We start from the raw sequence: 16,740 nt of genomic DNA on the forward strand, positions 1-16,740 counted from the left end.
ATGCGCTGAGCGACTACGCGTTCACGAGCTCCGCGGAGTGCTGCACGCGCGAGATGAGGCCGTTGAACGCCTCGAGGTATCCGACCAGGAAGCCGGCGGTGCTCTCGTCGGTGACCTGGCCGTCTTCGGTGAAGAGACCGGGGCGGTCCTGGATGAAGCCCTCTGGCTGACCCATGGTGATCGCGCTGAAGTGGCCGAGGATCGCACGCAGGTGCTGCTGCGCTGCGGCGGTCGCAACGCCGGATCCCGAGGCGCCGATCACTGCGACGGGCTTGCCGAAGAACGACATCTCACCGTACGGGCGAGTCGACCAGTCGAGGGCGTTCTTGAGCACACCGGGGATGGAACGGCTGTACTCGGGTGTGACGATGACGACACCGTCCACGTCGGCGATGGCCTTCTTGAAGTCGATCGCCACCTGAGGGAAGTCGCCGTCGAAGTCGGGCGAGTAGAAGGGAAGGTCCTTGATCGGGATCTCGACGAGCTCGGTGCCCTGGGGTGCGAGGTTCGCCAGCACGCGGGCCAGACGGCGATTGATGGACGTGCTGGAGATGCTGCCGACGATGTAGCCGATGGTGCGAGTCACAGGGTTTCCTTCTCTTCTTCGGGCTCAGCGTGAGCCTTTGACTGTCTTCAGGGGTCAACGACCGCCATCCAGATTCTATTCCTCTGCATACAATGAGTTCTCTGTGTACGGATCTCTCGCGCTAATCTCACCCCTATGACCGACGCGCCCGCTCCGCTGTCCAGGCCGATTCTCGCGGGCGTCGTCACGGCGCTTGTTGGCTTCACCAGCTCGTTCGCCGTGGTTCTCACCGGACTCTCCGCCGTCGGAGCATCGCCCACGCAGGCCGCGAGCGGCCTGCTGATCCTCAGCATCACGATGGGCCTCGCCTGCGCCATCCTCGCCTCGCGTTATCGGATGCCGATCACGGCGGCCTGGTCGACGCCCGGGGCCGCGCTGCTCGCCGCGACAGGAGTCGTCGACGGCGGCTGGTCTGCGGCAACGGGGGCATTCCTCGTCGTGGCCGCACTCACCCTGCTGGCCGGAGCATGGCCCGGCTTCGGCCAGCTCATCGCCCGGATTCCGGCATCCATCGCCCAGGCGATGCTCGCAGGAGTCCTGCTTCCGCTCTGCCTCGCTCCCGTGACAGGGATCGCCGAGAACCCGTGGGGCGTGATCCCCGTCGTGTTGACCTGGCTGATCTTCGCTCGGATAGCGCCGCGTTGGGCCGTGCCGCTGGCGTTCGTCGCCGCCGCGACCGTGGTCGGGGTGGAGTTGGTGCGGGGCGGTACCTCGATGGATGCGAGCATCCTCATCCCCCGCATCGAGTTCGTCGCACCGACATTCACCGTCGGTGCGCTCATCGGCATCGCCCTGCCGCTGTTCGTGGTGACCATGGCGTCGCAGAACATCCCCGGCGTCGCGATCATGCGCAGCTACGGGTATGACGTGCCGTGGCGCCCGGCCATGCTCGTGACCGGCATCGGCACGGCGATCGGTGCACCTGCCGGCGCACACGGAATCAACCTCGCCGCGATCAGCGCCGCCCTGGCGGCGTCCCCTGAGGCGGACCCTGACCCGAAGCGACGCTGGGTGGCCGGGCTTTCGACGGGCGTCTCCTACATCGTGCTCGGCGGCTTCGCCGCGGCCTTCTCCGCGCTCGTCGTCCTCGCACCCGCAGCGGTGATCCCCGCTGTCGCCGGCCTCGCGCTCTTCGCTGCGTTCGGCTCTGCCGTCCAGCAGGCAGTCGCCGAACCGAGTGAGCGGATGCCGGCCGTCGTGACCTTCCTCATCGCAGCATCCGGCATCTCCCTCGCGGGCATCAGCGCGGCCTTCTGGGCGCTGATCGCCGGACTCCTGGTGCACCTCATCCTCACCCGCGCCACCACCCGTCCGCCCGCAGGCTGACGGGGAGTGTCCGCCGCACGGGGGATGCCGTGGATGGACGCGCTCCGTAGCGTTGAGGCATGACCTCAGCAACCCTGCAGTTGACCGGCATCACCAAGAGTTACGGCACGCGCCGGGTGCTCGACGACGTCACCTTCCCCGTCGCGGCCGGCCACCTGACCGGCTTCGTCGGCGGCAACGGCGCCGGCAAGACCACCACGATGCGGATCGTGCTCGGGCTGCTCGCCTCCGACGGCGGTTCGGTCACGCTCGGCGGCGCCGAGCTGACGCCGGACGCGCGTCGCCAGTTCGGCTACATGCCTGAAGAACGCGGACTGTATCCGAAGATGAAGGTGCTCGAGCAGGTCGTGTACCTCGCGCGTCTGCATGGCTTCTCCAAGACGGATGCCACGACGCGGGCGACCGCGCTGCTGGAGGAACTCGGTCTCGGCGAACGGCTGAACGACAACCTCGAGGCGCTGTCGCTCGGCAATCAGCAGCGGGCGCAGATCGCGGCATCCCTCGTGCACGACCCGGAGGTCCTCATCCTCGACGAACCCTTCTCCGGCCTGGATCCACTCGCCGTCGAGACCGTCGCGGGCGTGCTGCAGGAGCGCGCGGCGCGCGGCGTCTCGGTGCTGTTCTCCTCGCATCAGCTCGACGTCGTCGAGCGTCTGTGCGACGACCTCGTCATCATCGCGGGCGGCACCATTCGCGCCGCCGGACCGCGCGAGCAGCTGCGCGAACAGTATTCCGCCCCTCGGTGGGAATTGGAGAGCAGCGGAGACGTCGGCTGGTTGCGTGAGGAGCCGGGTGTGAGCGTCGTCGACTTCGACGGCGGCAGCGCCGTGTTCGACGTCGATGCCCCTTCGACAGCACAGCGGGTTCTCCGCCGCGCCCTCGACGGCGCGGAGGTCTCGCGCTTCACTCCGCAGCATCCATCGCTCTCGCAGATCTTCAAGGAGGTCATCCAGTGACCGTTTCGACCGGAACCTCGCTCTCGCCGGTGCAAGGCGTCTGGCTCGTCGCCGAGCGTGAGCTCAGCACGAAGCTGCGCAGCAAGGCCTATCTCATCTCCACCGGCATCCTGCTGCTGATGGCACTCGCCGGCGTGATCTGGGCCGGCATCGCCAGCGCCACCCCCAGCACGACGCAGATCGCGGCGACGAGTACGGCAGCCTCGGTTCTCCAGGGCGCGGAGGGCTACGAGATCACCGATGTCGCCGACCGGGCCGAGGCCGAGAAGCTCGTCGCCGACGGCACGGTCGAGGCCGCAGTGATCGACGACGACTCCTCGCCGACCGGCACGGTCATCATCGCCGACAAGGAAGCTCCGCAGTCCCTGCTGCTCATGCTCTCCGAGTCGCCGACCGTGGAACTTCTCAACCCGGATGCCGCCGGCGGCGGGCTGCGCTACATACTCGGCATCGCCTTCGGCCTCGTCTTCATGATGGCCGCGATCACGTTCGGTTCGCCGATCGCGACGAGTGTCGTCGAGGAGAAGCAGACCCGCGTGATCGAGATCCTGCTCTCGGCGATCCCAGCGCGGATACTGCTCGCCGGCAAGGTGCTCGGGAACACCCTGCTCGCGATCTCGCAGATCCTGCTTCTGGTGGTCGTCGGCGCGATCGGCCTCATGGTGTCGGGGCAGACGGCTGTGCTGCAGGGCATCGGCGGGCCGATCGCCTGGTTCGCCGTGTTCTTCTTCTTCGGCTTCATCCTGCTCGCGGCCATGTTCGCTGCGGCCGGTTCTCTGGTCTCGCGCCAGGAGGACGTCGGCGCGACCATGACTCCGGTGATGTACCTCACGATGATCCCGTACTTCCTGGTGATCTTCTTCGGCGACAACCCCGTGGTCATGACCGTGCTCTCGTACGTGCCGTTCTCGGCCCCGGTCGGGATGCCGATCCGTCTGTTCTTCAATGAGGCGGCATGGTGGGAGCCGCTCGCATCGCTCGCGATCATGCTCGTGGCCTGTGTCATCGTGGTGCTGATCGGCGCCAAGATCTACGAGAACTCCCTGTTGAAGATGGGCGCTCGCGTCAAGCTGCGCGAGGCGCTGCGCGGCTGAGACCGGGCCGCGCGCCCGCCGCGCCTTGCGCGATGACGCACGGCGCATAGGGCGATCGTCATTCTGCTTCATCCGGAATATGCGCACGCATGGAAATGTTCTAGCGTGCAAGAGCAACGCGGACGACGGGGTCGGCACAGATCCCGACCCCGAAAGGCATCATGAGCACTCCGCTTCTCGACCGCACCGCGCAGACCGCCGTCCCGGTGTTGGGCGTCCTCGCAAAGCGCTGGAGCCCCCGCGCCTACGACAGCGTCACGCCGATCGACGAGGCGAAGCTCGCCGCGGCACTCGAAGCCGCCCGTTGGTCACCATCCGCGAGCAACACGCAGCCGTGGCGCTTCGTCGTGGCACGACGGGGCACCGAGCTGCACGCGCGGATCGTGGCTGCGCTCCTGGGCTTCAATCGCGAGTGGGCCGGCAACGCCGCCGTGCTGATCGCCGCATTCGCGGAGCAGTCGGATGCTGAGGGCAATACCCGACCATGGGCGCAGTACGACCTCGGGCAGGCCGTGGCTCACCTCTCGGTGCAGGCGCACTCCGACGGGCTCTTCGTGCATCAGATGGGAGGTGTCGAGCGCGACCAGCTCGCCGCACTCCCCGGCGTCGAAGAGCGCTTCGCCCCGGTTTCGGTGATCGCCCTCGGCGAGCTCGGCGACCCATCGACTCTCTCAGAGAAGCTGCAGCAGCGCGAGTCCGCGCCGCGCACACGGCGTGCTGTCGCAGAGACGGTCATCGCCAGCGCCTGATCGAGTGTCCCGCGGAGGCCCTGGCCTCTCGAAACCGACCGGCACAGAAGGTCAACTCGTGCGGAGTCCGTCCAGGGCGACAGCGAGCACGTCGTCGGCCAACTCGGAAGCGCCCTCGGGTCCGGTCGGCCGGTACCACTCGACGATCGAGTTGACCATGCCGAACAGCAGCCGCGTTGCGACAGCCGCCTCGACGTCGCCGCGCACAGTGCCCTCGACCTGTGCGGCTCGCACCAGCACGGCGACCTGGTCGTCGAAGGCACGCCGCCGCTCGAGCGCCGCGCGCTCGATGTCGCTGTTGCCCCGCACTCGCAGCAGCAGCGTCACGTATGCGAGCTTGTCGATGAGCACTCGCACTGCACCGCGAAGCACATGCTCGAGCCGCTCCCCCGCCGGTCCGGCAGCGGCGCCGGGCTCGCGCAGTACGGCTTCCAACGACCCCATCGCCTCGTCGAGGGCGAGTTCGAGCAGCCGCTCCTTCGACGCGTAGTGGTGGTAGAGAGCGGACTTCGAGAGGCCGAGGCGCTCGGCCAGCGACGACACCGATGTCGCGTCATACCCGTGCTCGATGAACACCTGCACGGCGATCTCGAGGATCTGCCGCTGGTCGTAGCCGGGGCGTCCGCGGCGCGCAGCGGGCACGGCCGACGCGGCTTCTTCAGACGATGACACTGACACGCGTCCCAGTCTGACATCAGCGATTGCCGACCCAGTCGATCCTTGGCATAATGAATTACTGAACGATCGGTCAGAAACTGCTGATCGAGCCGGACGACGCAGTCAGGAGGTCAGATGAGCGAGGAACCTCTCGTCATCGATCGCAGCCCCGACCGCGTCGTCGCCCGACTGAACCGCCCCGAGAAGCGCAACGCGATCGACCGCCAGATGGTCGACGCCCTGCACGCACTGTGCGCCGAACTCGAAGCCGAGCCGCGCACCCTGATCCTCACCGGCGCCGAAGGCGTGTTCGCCGCCGGCGCCGACATCACCCAGCTGCGTGCCCGCCGCGCCGAAGACGCGCGCCGCGGCATCAACGCCGCGGCATTCATCCGCATCCACGACCTGCCGATGCCCGTGATCGCCGCGATCGACGGCTATGCACTCGGCGGAGGCGCCGAGCTCGCCTATGCGGCAGACATCCGCATCGCGACCCCTGCACTGAAGATCGGCAACCCGGAGACGGGACTCGGCATCATGGCCGCAGCCGGAGGCACCTGGCGACTGCGCGAGATCGTCGGCGACGGCCTGGCGAGCGACATGCTGCTCACCGGGCGCCTGCTCACCGCGGACGAGGCGCTGAGCGCCGGCCTCGTCTCCGGCATCCACCCGGCACCCGAACTGATGACGGCTACGCATGCGATCGCGGACCGGATCGCGGCGAACGACCCACTCGCGACTCAGCACACCAAGCGGGCGATGCGCGCACCCCGCGCGGCGCACCCTGACATCGACGGGGAACTGCAGGCGGAGCTGTTCGAGAGCCCGGAGAAGATGCGGCGGATGACCGAGTTCTTGGAGAGGCGAGGGCGGCGATGAAGGTCGGGATTCTCGGCGGAGGCCGCATGGGCGCGGGGATCGCACATGCGTTCCTGACGTCGCCCGATGCGGCATCCCGCCATGATGTGGTCGTCGTGGAGCGCGACGAGGAGCTGAGGGATGCTGCGGCACAGCGCATTCGCGAGAGCCTCTCGCGTTCGATCGACCGGGGTGTCATCGACGGCAGTCTCGAAGAAGCGATCAGCACGCTGCGGGCGAGTACCGATATCCAGGACTTCGCCGACTGCGATCTCGTGATCGAGGCCGTTCCAGAGGACCGTGCGCTCAAGTCAGAGGCGCTCGCGCTGGTGGAGAGCGTGCTGTCCGAAGACGCGGCGCTCGCCTCGAACACCTCCTCGATCTCGATCGAGGCCTTGGCCGCGTCGCTCATGCGTCCGCAGAACTTCCTCGGGCTGCACTTCTTCAACCCGGTGCCGTCGTCGTCGCTGGTCGAGGTCGTGAGCGGTTCGGCAACCGATCCCGCACTCATCGAACGGGCGCGCGGCTGGGTCGAGGCACTGGGAAAGACTCCGATCGTCGTGCGCGATGCCCCCGGGTTCGCGTCCAGCCGGCTGGGCCTCGTTCTCGCACTCGAGGCGATCAGGATGCTGGATGCCGGAGTCGCCTCGGCGGAGGACATCGATCGGGCAATGGAGCTCGGCTATCGGCATCCGATGGGTCCGTTGCGCACGACCGATGTCGTCGGACTCGACGTACGGCTCGGCATTGCCGAAGAGCTGTACGCGACTCTCGGCGAGCGCTTCGCACCACCCGCGCTGCTCAGGCAGATGGTCGCGGACGGCAGACTCGGCCGCAAGAGCGGCGAAGGCTTCTACAGATGGGACGACGCATGACCGAGGTTCTGCCCAGCTACGTGCAGGGCGCATGGTGGACGCCGGAATCGGATGCCGGTGCCGGTGCGCTCATCGTCCGCGATGCATCGACCGGCGAGGAGGTCACCCGCGTCAGCAGTGACGGCCTCGATCTCGCGGGCGCACTCGAGTACGCCCGCACCGTCGGTCACGCATCGCTCGGTGCGCTGACGTTCCACCAGCGTGCCGTGCTGCTCAAGCAGTTCGCGCTCGCGCTCACGCAGCGCAAGGACGAGCTCTACGCGATCTCGGCGCGTACCGGAGCCACCAAGGCCGACTCCTGGGTCGACATCGATGGCGGCATCGGAGTGCTGTTCGCATATTCGGGCAAGGGACGGCGCGAGCTTCCCAACAGCCAGGTGTACGTCGACGGCCCGGTCGAGCCGCTCTCGAAGGACGGCTCATTCCTCGGCCGCCACGTCTTCACCCGTCTGCCTGGCGTTGCGGTGCAGATCAATGCGTTCAACTTCCCGGTGTGGGGAGCTCTCGAGAAGTTCGCGCCCGCATTCCTCGCCGGCATGCCGACCCTTGTGAAGCCGGCGACGCCGACCGGCTATCTCGCTGAGGCCTTCGTGCGCATCCTGGTCGAGTCGGATCTGCTGCCCGATGGGTCACTGCAGCTGGTCAGCGGCAGCGTGCCCACCCTTTTCGACGAACTGCGCCTCGGCGACATCGTCGGGTTCACCGGCAGCGCGTCGACCGCGGCCGGGCTGCGGTCACGGACGCCGTCCGGAGTGCGCTTCACCGCCGAGACCGACTCGATCAACGCCTCGGTGCTCGGGCCTGATGCGACCGACGGCACTCCCGAGTTCGACGCCTATGTGCGCCAGCTCGTCACGGAAATGACGACGAAGGCCGGGCAGAAGTGCACGGCGATCCGACGCGCCATCGTGCCGGCTGCATCCGCCGATGCCGTGGTCGACGCCGTGCGCGCACGTATCGACGCGAAGGTCGTGCTCGGCGATCCGCGTGCGGAGGGCGTGACGATGGGCCCGCTCGTCTCGCTCGCGCAGCGCGACGAAGTGCTGCGGCAGGTGCGCGCACTGCAGGACGCCGGCGGGCGGATCGTGATCGGCTCCCCGGACGTCCCGGCAGCTCGCGGCGCCGACGACTCCATGGGGTCGACGGACGGCGCCTTCATCGCGCCGATGCTGCTGCGCTTCGATGATGCGGATGCGGATGCCGTGCACGAGGTCGAGGCGTTCGGCCCCGTTGCATCGCTGCTGACGTACTCGACGCCCTCCGAGGCGGCGGCACTCGTCGCCCGCGGCGGCGGATCGCTCGTGACCAGCGTCGCGACGCACGACCGGGCGTTCGCGGCAGAGCTGATGGGCGGCATCGCCGCATCGAACGGCCGCGTGCTGTTCCTCGACCGCGACGACGCACGCTCCTCGACCGGCCACGGTTCGCCAATGCCGGGCCTCGTGCACGGCGGCCCCGGCCGTGCCGGTGGCGGCGAAGAGCTCGGTGGCATCAGGGCAGTGCTGCACCACATGCAGCGCACGGCGGTGCAGGGCTCGCCCGACATGCTCACGGCACTCACCGGCGTCTGGCATGCTGGGGCGACCGCTCGCGACGACGGCATCCATCCGTTCCGGAAGTCGCTCGCGCAGCTGCAGATCGGTGACCGCATCGCTTCCGCGTCTCGCGAAGTCACTCTCGACGACATCGAGACCTTCGCGCACTTCACCGGCGACACCTTCTATGCGCATATGGATGAGCAGGCCGCCGCCGCCAACCCGTTCTTCCCCGGACGCGTCGCGCACGGATACCTGCTCGTCTCCTGGGCCGCGGGCCTGTTTGTGGACCCGGAGCCTGGACCAGTGCTCGCCAACTACGGGCTGGAGAACCTGCGCTTCATCACTCCGGTGTCACCCGGCGACAGCATCCGCGTCGACCTGACGGCCAAGCAGATCACGCCGCGCGAGACCGACGAGTACGGCGAGGTGCGGTGGGATGCCGTGATCCGCAACCAGAACGACGACACGGTCGCGACCTACGACGTGCTGACGCTGGTGGAGAAGGAGCGCTCAGCCGCGTAGCGCGAGCACGAACGGGAGCACTTCGCTCGCTCCCGCCAGTCGAAGGGCACGGGCGGCGACGGTGAGGGTCCAGCGACTGTCGGCCTGGTCATCGACGAGCAGCACCGGCCCGTCGGGAATCTCGAGTCCGTCGGCGCTGAAACGCTCCCAAAGGCCGGCGAGCCGGAACGCGCTGTTGCCACCCGGCTGCCCGGTGGGCCCGCCATCGACGGGCGTCAGTGCGCCGATGAAGGGCAGCTTGCCGATCTCGGCGATCCCGTGCGCGAGCGAATCGACGAGCAGGGGACGCGATCGCGACGGCATCGCGACGACCGCGACGGGTCGCTCGGCCCATCCCCACCCTGCGAGGACCCGCACGCAGCCGGCGAGCACCTGCGGGGTCACCTGTGCATCAGGCGCACCCGCTGCGAACAGCGTACGCAGCGTGCCGCCCCAGCCGAGGTCGGTGAGTCGGGCCAGCGCTCGTCCGCTGCCGGCCTGCTCGCCCGCAGGAATGCGCCCCTTCGCCGGAACCCCGAGCCGGTCGGCACCCGTGGGCCACATGCGGCGCGGGTCGATCGCGACGCCGACCCGGTCGAGGGACTCAGATGCCGCTGACGTCGCCGCGTGCCCGATCTCGCGGGGGAACCACGCGCCGGCACAGTTGTCGCACCGCCCGCACGGCGCGGCCGTATCGTCATCGAGCGCACGCTGCAGGAACTCCATGCGGCATCCGTCGGTCTGCTCGTAATCGAGCATGTGCTGCTGCTCGGCGACGCGTTCGGCGGCGATGCGCGCGTAACGGTCCCGGTCGTAGACCCAGCTCTCGCCGGTGGCGACCCACCCGCCCTGCACGCGCCGTACGGCGCCGTCCACATCGAGCACCTTGAGCAGCAGCTCGAGCGGGGTGCGACGGATGTCGACCATCGCCTCGAGTGCAGGGGTCGAGATCGGTACGTCGCCGAGGGCGGCGATCACACGCTCGGCGCGCTCCTGATCGGGCATGGATGCCGTGGCGAAATAGTGCCAGATGTCGCGGTCCTCCACCCCGGGCAGCAGCAGAACGTCCGCGCTCTCGCTCGCGCGCCCCGCGCGCCCCACCTGCTGGTAGTAGGCCACCGGCGACGACGGCGCTCCGAGGTGCAGCACGAACCCGAGGTCGGGCTTGTCGAAGCCCATGCCGAGCGCGCTCGTCGCGACGAGCGCCTTCACCTCGTTGCGTCTGAGCATGCCCTCCGACTCCTCACGCTCATCGGTGTCGGTCTGCCCTGTGTACGCGCGCACCTCATGTCCGCGCTCGCGCAGCAGCCGGGCGGTGTCGACGGCCGCGGCGACGGTGAGCGTGTAGATGATGCCCGATCCGGGCAGGTCATCGACATGGCTGAGCAGCCAGGCCAGCCGGCTGGCCGCATCGGGAAGGCGCAGCACGCCGAGTCGCAGGGATGCGCGGGCGAGCGGGCCGCGGATCGTGAGCGCACCCTCGCCGGCCATATCGCCCCTCGCGCCTGCGACTCCGAGCTGCTCTTCGACGTCGGCGACGACCCGGCTGTTCGCCGTCGCGGTCGTGGCGAGCACCGGCACCTCCGCCGGCATCTGCGTGATGAGGTCGCGCAGGCGCCGGTAATCAGGGCGGAAGTCGTGACCCCAGTCGCTGATGCAGTGCGCCTCGTCGACGACGAGCATGCCGATGCGGCGCACGAGCGCGGGTAGTTGCTGCTCGCGGAAGGCGGGGTTGTTCAGCCTCTCCGGCGACACCAGCAGCACGTCGACCTCGTCGCGGTCGAGCCGTGCGAGCACGTCGCCCCATTCGTGCGCGTTCGTCGAGTTGATCGCCACCGCGCGCACGCCGGCGCGTTCGGCCGCCGCGATCTGGTCGCGCATCAGTGCCAGCAGCGGCGAGACGAGCACCGTGGGTCCGGCGCCCTGCCGACGCAAGAGCAGGGTCGCGACGAAGTAGACGGCAGACTTGCCCCAGCCGGTGCGCTGCACCACGAGCGCCCGCCGACGCTGGGCGACCAGCGCCTCGATCGCTTCGTACTGCCCCTCGTGGAAGTCGGCGTCAGGGCGTCCGACGAGTTCGCGCAGCGCGGCGAGGGCGGCGGCACGGGTGTCGACGGCAGACAGAGAGGTCATACCCCCACTCTGCCTTAGGCGACCGACACAGCGGCCGAGCATCGGGAAGCGGACCGCCCGCATGCTCCGCCCGATCGTCTAGCGTGGAAAGGTGATCACCCGCGAACTCGCGGTCGCGCTGCGGCAGGCCGGCCTCGTGTGGCTCCCCCAGAGCGGCGACCGTTTCCAGCTCGACCTTCCCGACGAGGTCGAGCTCGAGCTCGATGTCGAGGCCGAGATCTTCACTGTCAGCGAGATGACCATCGAGGCGCGCCAGTCGCCGCGCGGCACCGACCTCGCGTTCAACGGCACGACGGAGTGGGCATTGGATGCGGTCGAGCTGGCAGACGCCGTGTGGCTGCCCCGCGAGGATCAACTGCGTGACCTGTTGCGCGGCACGTTCCGCAGGCTGGTGCGCCTGGAGGATTCGTTCCTGGTGGAGATCGAGATCAGCGGTGAGACGCTGCGCTTCGAGCATCCCGATCCTTCCGAGGCGTACGGTCGTGCGCTCCTGGAGCTCGTCTCCCGCTCCCGCTGATGCTCCGCGGCGCCGGGATTCCGCTCGCGCTTGGGAGCCGTCTGCACCCGACTGCGTGCGCCTGCCGAAAACGGGCTGTCGGCGTTTCGGCGCGAATGGGTTTCGGTGGGCGATTTCGGCGGATCGTCTTCGGCGTGTCGAGCACCTGGTCTGCGGTGTCCGCAGGCCTGCCAGAAACGATCAGTTTCGGTCGATTGAGGAAACCTACAACCTGGCGAGGCATCGAATCGACGTGGAGGCAGGTCGGCGCGGCGACGTTCGATTTCGTTGCCGGGAGAATGGGAGGATGGTGGCATGACCCCGTCGAGGAAGCCTGCCATTCTGCGCGGCTTCGCGGCGGCGTCTCTCGCAACGTTCGCTGCTCTCGCGGGGCACGTTACGGGCGGGGGTCAGATGCCGGGCGTACTCGGAATCCTGGTTCCGTGGATTTTCTCCTTCATGGTGTGCGTGCTGCTCGCGGGGCGGAAGCTCTCGGTAATCCGTCTGAGCATCTCGGTAGCGATCAGTCAGATCCTGTTCCACGTGCTGTTCGTTCTCGGCACGATCGAACCCTCTGGGCACACGGGCGGGCATGTTCACGGCGCTCCCGTGGTCTTGCCTGCGAGCACCGGGATGGCTGAGGCCGTCGTTGCTGATGGCACGATGTGGGCAGGTCACCTTCTGGCCGCGGTCGTCACCGTTGTGATCGCGCACCGTGGTGAGCGGATGCTGCTCGGGCTGCGTGAGATCGCCGTCCAGATTGTCGTCTGGGTGCGCCGTCGCGTGGAGGCCGTGCTGGTGCTGCTAGAGGTGCTCAACCTCCGGGGGCTCCGCGAGGTGTGGGACCGGAGCCGTCCTCTTGAGTCTCGGGTACTGGCGACCCTTCGGGGACGCGCGCCACCTGCAGTCCGCGCGATCTGATCCGCACCGGCTCTCGTCTGTCGCCGGTGTTCCCGCCCGGGCGCATCTGCGCGCCCCGGGCATTCTGAACAACCGTTGGCGCCGCTCGGCGGCGCCTGACGAGAGGCTTTCTCATGCATGCACTGCGCCGTATCGGTGCGGGGCTGGCGCTGGCCTTGATCGCTGTCCTGGCGATCGCGGTCCCGGCGTCCGCCCACGACCAGCTGACCTCCAGCACACCCAGTGACGGTGAAGCATTGGCGACCGCTCCGGAAGAGATCGCCATGACGTTCTCGGGGGACCTCATCGTCCTTGATTCATCTATGGCGGGTGCTGTGGTGATGGTCGTCGATGAGGCAGGGCGAGATTGGGTGAGCGGAGAAATCACCGTCGAGAGCAACCGGGTAACCGCGCAGCTCACGCCCGGAATGCCAGTCGCCGGCTACCAGGTGCGATGGCAGGTCGTCTCCGAGGACGGACACCCCATCTCGGGTGTGATCCCGTTCACGATCGGCGACGCCGCGCCCATGGTCACGGCCTCGACCGGCGATACCGCCACAGATCAAAACGCAGCGGGTTCGGAAGATCAGATCGCAGACGAATCGAGCAGCCCCGTTCGGGTGCTGCTCATCGGGGCAGGCGGCGCAGCGATCGCTGCAGCCGGTTTCGCCCTCTATCGATTCCTTCGTTGCTCCCGGGCGACAGCCGCCCCGCCGGCATCCGGCGATCACGCGGCAGAAACCATTTGAAAGGCACTACACGATGAACACTTCCAAGACCCTCCCTCGCGCCGCGGCACTGCTCGCTGTTTCGCTCCTCGCGCTGACCGGGTGTGCGGCCACAGCCGCCCCGGCCGAGGAGCCGAAGCCCGCCGGCGATGTCGTGACCATTGAGGACGCGTGGGTGAAGGCTGCACCGGACGGCATGTCCGCCGCCTTCGGGATGCTCGAGAACACCGGCGACGAGGACGTGACAGTCGTCTCCGTCGAATCAGATGTCTCGCCGATGATGGAACTGCACGAGACAGTGGAAAACGAAGCCGGAGAGATGGTGATGCGCGAGATCGAGGGGGGATTCGTGATCCCAGCCGGGGGTGAGCTCGCGCTGGAACCGGGTGCAAACCACATCATGCTCATGGGCCTCGCCAACCCTCTCGTCGCGGGCGATGAGGCAACGTTCACCCTCACGTTCTCCGACGATTCGACGTACGAGTTCACTGCTCCGGTGAAGGACTACTCGGGTGCGAATGAGAACTACGAGGAGAGCGACGAGCACGAAGGCATGGATCACTGATGCCGGCGCCCGCTGAGGGCGCGTCCACCGGTCCCGGTCGCTCGACCCGGCGGCAGTTCCTCCTCGGAGGGGCTGTCGCCGGGATCGGCGCGGCTGCAGCGATCGGCGCGGACTTCGCACTCAACCGTCCCAACACGGACGAGACCACCACGCCCTCAACGCCGATGAACGGCGACGAGAAGGTCCCCTTCTTCGGAGCACACCAGGCCGGCATCGACACGGCGGCTCAGGCGCACGGGGTCTTCGTCGCGCTGGATCTGAACGACGGTGTCAATGCGGCAGCTCTCGTGCGTCTGATGCGGATCCTCACAGATGATGCGGCTCGCCTCACCCAGGGGACACCCGCGTTGGCCGACTCGGAACCGGAACTCGCCCTGTCACCCGCTCGACTCACGGTCACCTTCGGGTTCGGGCCGGGGCTCGTCTCTCGCGCTGGCAGCACGGGGCCGGCCTGGCTCACCCCCCTACCCGCCTTCGGGATCGACCGGCTGCAGCCGGAGTTCTCGGACGGGGACCTTCTGCTGCAGGTCAACGGTGACGATCCGCTGACAGTCGCGCACGCGACGCGCATGCTCCTGAAAGACGCACGCGGATTCACGACGATCCGGTGGACACAGCAAGGGTTCCGCCGGGCACACAGCACCGTGCGACCGGGGACCACGATGCGCAACCTCTTCGGCCAGGTCGACGGCACGACCAACCCGCAACCGGGGACGAAAGACTTCGACCAGGTCGTCTGGGCAGAAGACGGGTGGCTTGCCGGCGGCACCGGAGCAGTGATCCGCCGCATCCGCATGGATCTCGACAAATGGGACCGCCTCGACCGGAGCGGACGCGATGCGTCCGTCGGCCGCACGATGGCCAACGGCGCACCGTTGACCGGAACCAACGAGTTCGACGAACCGGACTTCGAAGCGAAGACCGCCATCGGGTTCCCGGTGATCCCGCAGTTCGCGCACATTCGACGCGCACGCGGCGACGACAGCGAACGCATCTTCCGCCGCGCCTTCAACTACGACGAACGCCCCCTCGGGGCCGAGGTCTCCGACTCGGGGCTCATCTTCGTCTCCTATCAGGCCGACATCGAACGCCAGTTCATCCCGATGCAACGACGGCTCGATGAGCTCGACCTGCTCAACGAATGGACCACGCCCATCGGCTCCGCCGTCTTCGCAATCCCTCCCGGCTGCGCCGAGAACGGCTTCATCGGCGACACCCTCCTCTCCTGAAAGCACACAATGACTCTCACGACATCCGAAACAACCCCGCACGCTCCACCTACCCCAGCCAGCAACCGGAAGAAGGGCTGGCTCGGCCCGCTGCTGCTCCGCCTGCACTTCTACGCAGGCATCCTCGTCGGCCCGTTCATCCTCATCGCCGCCATCAGCGGCGCCCTCTACGCCCTCACCCCGCAGCTCGAGCAGGCCATCTACGCCGAGCAGCTCCACGCACCCAAGTCCGACACGTCCCTGACCCTCGCACAGCAGATCGAGGCTGCCGACGCCTACCGCGGCGACGCCTCGGGCCTGTTCGCGGTGCGTCCCGCACCCGAACCCGGCGACACCACCCGCATCATGTATGCCGAAGAGGGCCTCGGCGCGAGCGAGTCACGGGCCGTGTTCGTCGACCCCGGGACCGGCGAGATCCGCGGCGACCTCGTCGTTTACGGCACCAGCGGCTCCACACCGCTGCGCACCTGGATCAGCAACCTGCACCGCAACCTCCACCTCGGGGACGCCGGACGCCTCTACAGCGAACTCGCCGCCTCCTGGCTCGGCATCGTTGCCGTCGCCGGCCTCGCACTGTGGATCATCCGCATCCGCAAAGCGCGCGCGAAGAAGGACTTCGTTCGCCCGAACCGCGCCCACAAGGGCTACCGCGGTCTGTTCGGGTGGCATACGAGCATCGGAATCTGGGTGATCCTCGGCGCTCTGTTCCTCTCGGCCACCGGCATCACCTGGTCTCAGTACGCCGGCACAAACGTGAGCAACCTGCGGGCCGCGCTCGACTGGGGCACCCCCTCGATCAACACCGCACTTGGTGGCGAAACACCGGCAGCGGACGACCACGCCCACCATCACGGGGCGGAGACCGCACCCACGGGCGCGGCGAACCCGGCAACGTTCGACGCCATCCTCGCCATCGCGAAACGCGAGAACGTGAACACCGGTCAGGTCGAGATCAACCCCCCCGCCGAACCGGGCACCGCCTGGACGATCCGGGAGATCAAGAGCACCTTCCCCGCCGAAGGCGACTCCCTCGCGATCGACGGCACCACCATGCAGGTCGTCGACCGCATCGACTTCGCCAACCTCTCCCTACCCGCGAAACTCGCCAGCTGGGGCATCAACATCCACATGGGAGTCATGTTCGGACTCCTCAACCAGATCGTCCTGTTCCTCGTCGCCATCGGCCTCGCAACGATGGTGATACTCGGCTACCTGATGTGGTGGAAACGCCGCCCCGCACGCGACACCAGCCAACTCATGGGTAATCCGCCGCGCCGCGCTCTTCGCGACGCACCATGGTGGGGCATCGCCACCGCCGGGGCGGCTGCTCTACTTATCGGGCTGTGGCTCCCCCTCGTCGGCTGGACACTCCTCGCATTCCTCGTCCTCGACACCGTCATCGGCGTCACCGCCCGGCGAGGGTCACGCACTCGCTAACACTCCTCTTCTCCGAGCCCCTTGCCGTGAACAAGGGGCCCGGAGAAGACGACGCTACGGCGTCCGCCGAAACCCCCTGCCGCTTCCTCACGCCGCGAAACCGCTCGAGAAG

The 16,740-nt window shown here is 68.0% G+C and carries 16 protein-coding genes; 13 read left to right on the forward strand and 3 right to left on the reverse strand.

What is annotated here, in order from left to right:
* Positions 1-13 precede the first annotated feature (13 nt).
* Positions 14-586, reverse strand: a complete 573-nt coding sequence (locus HDC95_RS07620) for an NADPH-dependent FMN reductase (protein ID WP_259062725.1) — start codon at positions 584-586, stop codon at positions 14-16.
* A 135-nt stretch (positions 587-721) separates the two neighbouring features.
* Here HDC95_RS07620 and HDC95_RS07625 point away from each other — a divergent pair, with 135 nt between their 5' ends.
* The 4 genes from HDC95_RS07625 to HDC95_RS07640 all read left to right on the forward strand — a co-directional run bounded on the left by HDC95_RS07625 (position 722) and on the right by HDC95_RS07640 (position 4,711).
* Entirely contained in the window at positions 722-1,912 is a 1,191-nt protein-coding gene (locus tag HDC95_RS07625; RefSeq protein WP_259062726.1) for a benzoate/H(+) symporter BenE family transporter, read from the forward strand.
* Between the two features lie 59 nt (positions 1,913-1,971).
* Positions 1,972-2,868, forward strand: a complete 897-nt coding sequence (locus HDC95_RS07630; protein ID WP_259062727.1) for an ABC transporter ATP-binding protein — start codon at positions 1,972-1,974, stop codon at positions 2,866-2,868.
* A complete protein-coding gene (locus HDC95_RS07635; RefSeq protein WP_259062728.1) occupies positions 2,865-3,962 on the forward strand; it encodes an ABC transporter permease in 1,098 nt (365 codons plus the stop codon). The genes HDC95_RS07630 and HDC95_RS07635 overlap by 4 nt, the downstream gene beginning before the upstream one ends.
* A gap of 161 nt (positions 3,963-4,123) precedes the next feature.
* A complete protein-coding gene (locus tag HDC95_RS07640) occupies positions 4,124-4,711 on the forward strand; it encodes a nitroreductase family protein (protein WP_259062729.1) in 588 nt (195 codons plus the stop codon).
* A gap of 51 nt (positions 4,712-4,762) precedes the next feature.
* Here the strand turns inward: HDC95_RS07640 and HDC95_RS07645 are convergent, their stop codons facing one another.
* On the reverse strand, positions 4,763-5,383 hold the full coding sequence (locus HDC95_RS07645; RefSeq protein ID WP_259062844.1) for a TetR/AcrR family transcriptional regulator: 621 nt from the start codon (positions 5,381-5,383) through the stop codon (positions 4,763-4,765).
* Positions 5,384-5,503: 120 nt separating this feature from the next.
* Between HDC95_RS07645 and HDC95_RS07650 the strand changes: the two genes are divergently transcribed.
* From HDC95_RS07650 to paaZ, 3 genes are read left to right on the forward strand one after another with little or no spacing between them, the layout of a single operon-like run.
* Complete coding sequence (locus HDC95_RS07650) at positions 5,504-6,247, forward strand: enoyl-CoA hydratase/isomerase family protein (protein ID WP_259062731.1); 744 nt, start codon at positions 5,504-5,506, stop codon at positions 6,245-6,247.
* Positions 6,244-7,101 carry a 3-hydroxyacyl-CoA dehydrogenase family protein gene (locus tag HDC95_RS07655; RefSeq protein WP_259062733.1) on the forward strand — a complete coding sequence of 286 codons (858 nt, stop codon included), beginning with the start codon at positions 6,244-6,246 and terminating at the stop codon, positions 7,099-7,101. Before HDC95_RS07650 ends, HDC95_RS07655 begins: the two co-directional genes overlap by 4 nt.
* The gene (gene paaZ, locus HDC95_RS07660; protein WP_396652678.1) at positions 7,086-9,161 is read left to right on the forward strand and encodes a phenylacetic acid degradation bifunctional protein PaaZ; all 2,076 of its coding nucleotides are present in this window, start codon (positions 7,086-7,088) and stop codon (positions 9,159-9,161) included. Before HDC95_RS07655 ends, paaZ begins: the two co-directional genes overlap by 16 nt.
* Here paaZ and HDC95_RS07665 read toward each other — a convergent pair.
* Positions 9,150-11,273, reverse strand: coding sequence for an ATP-dependent DNA helicase RecQ (locus tag HDC95_RS07665; protein WP_259062735.1), 2,124 nt, complete (start codon positions 11,271-11,273; stop codon positions 9,150-9,152). The two genes, paaZ and HDC95_RS07665, sit on opposite strands and share 12 nt — an antisense overlap.
* A 91-nt stretch (positions 11,274-11,364) precedes the next feature.
* Here HDC95_RS07665 and HDC95_RS07670 point away from each other — a divergent pair, with 91 nt between their 5' ends.
* The 6 genes from HDC95_RS07670 (at position 11,365) to HDC95_RS07695 (ending at position 16,628) form a co-directional block, all read left to right on the forward strand.
* Positions 11,365-11,790 (forward strand): pilus assembly protein CpaE, encoded by a 426-nt coding sequence (locus HDC95_RS07670; protein WP_259062737.1) that lies wholly within the window; start codon positions 11,365-11,367, stop codon positions 11,788-11,790.
* A gap of 294 nt (positions 11,791-12,084) precedes the next feature.
* Positions 12,085-12,690: a hypothetical protein gene (locus HDC95_RS07675; protein WP_259062738.1), complete on the forward strand. Its 606-nt coding sequence runs from the start codon at positions 12,085-12,087 to the stop codon at positions 12,688-12,690.
* A gap of 113 nt (positions 12,691-12,803) precedes the next feature.
* Positions 12,804-13,418 carry a copper resistance CopC family protein gene (locus HDC95_RS07680; protein WP_259062739.1) on the forward strand — a complete coding sequence of 205 codons (615 nt, stop codon included), beginning with the start codon at positions 12,804-12,806 and terminating at the stop codon, positions 13,416-13,418.
* Between the two features lie 13 nt (positions 13,419-13,431).
* Positions 13,432-13,962, forward strand: coding sequence for a copper chaperone PCu(A)C (locus tag HDC95_RS07685; RefSeq protein ID WP_259062740.1), 531 nt, complete (start codon positions 13,432-13,434; stop codon positions 13,960-13,962).
* Positions 13,962-15,191 (forward strand): Dyp-type peroxidase, encoded by a 1,230-nt coding sequence (locus HDC95_RS07690; RefSeq protein ID WP_259062741.1) that lies wholly within the window; start codon positions 13,962-13,964, stop codon positions 15,189-15,191. Before HDC95_RS07685 ends, HDC95_RS07690 begins: the two co-directional genes overlap by 1 nt.
* Before the next feature lie 9 nt (positions 15,192-15,200).
* Entirely contained in the window at positions 15,201-16,628 is a 1,428-nt protein-coding gene (locus tag HDC95_RS07695) for a PepSY domain-containing protein (RefSeq protein ID WP_259062742.1), read from the forward strand.
* The last annotated feature ends 112 nt before the right edge of the window (positions 16,629-16,740 follow it).

Origin of the sequence: Microbacterium sp. AK031, from assembly GCF_024807145.1 — a bacterium.
GTDB lineage: Bacteria > Actinomycetota > Actinomycetes > Actinomycetales > Microbacteriaceae > Microbacterium.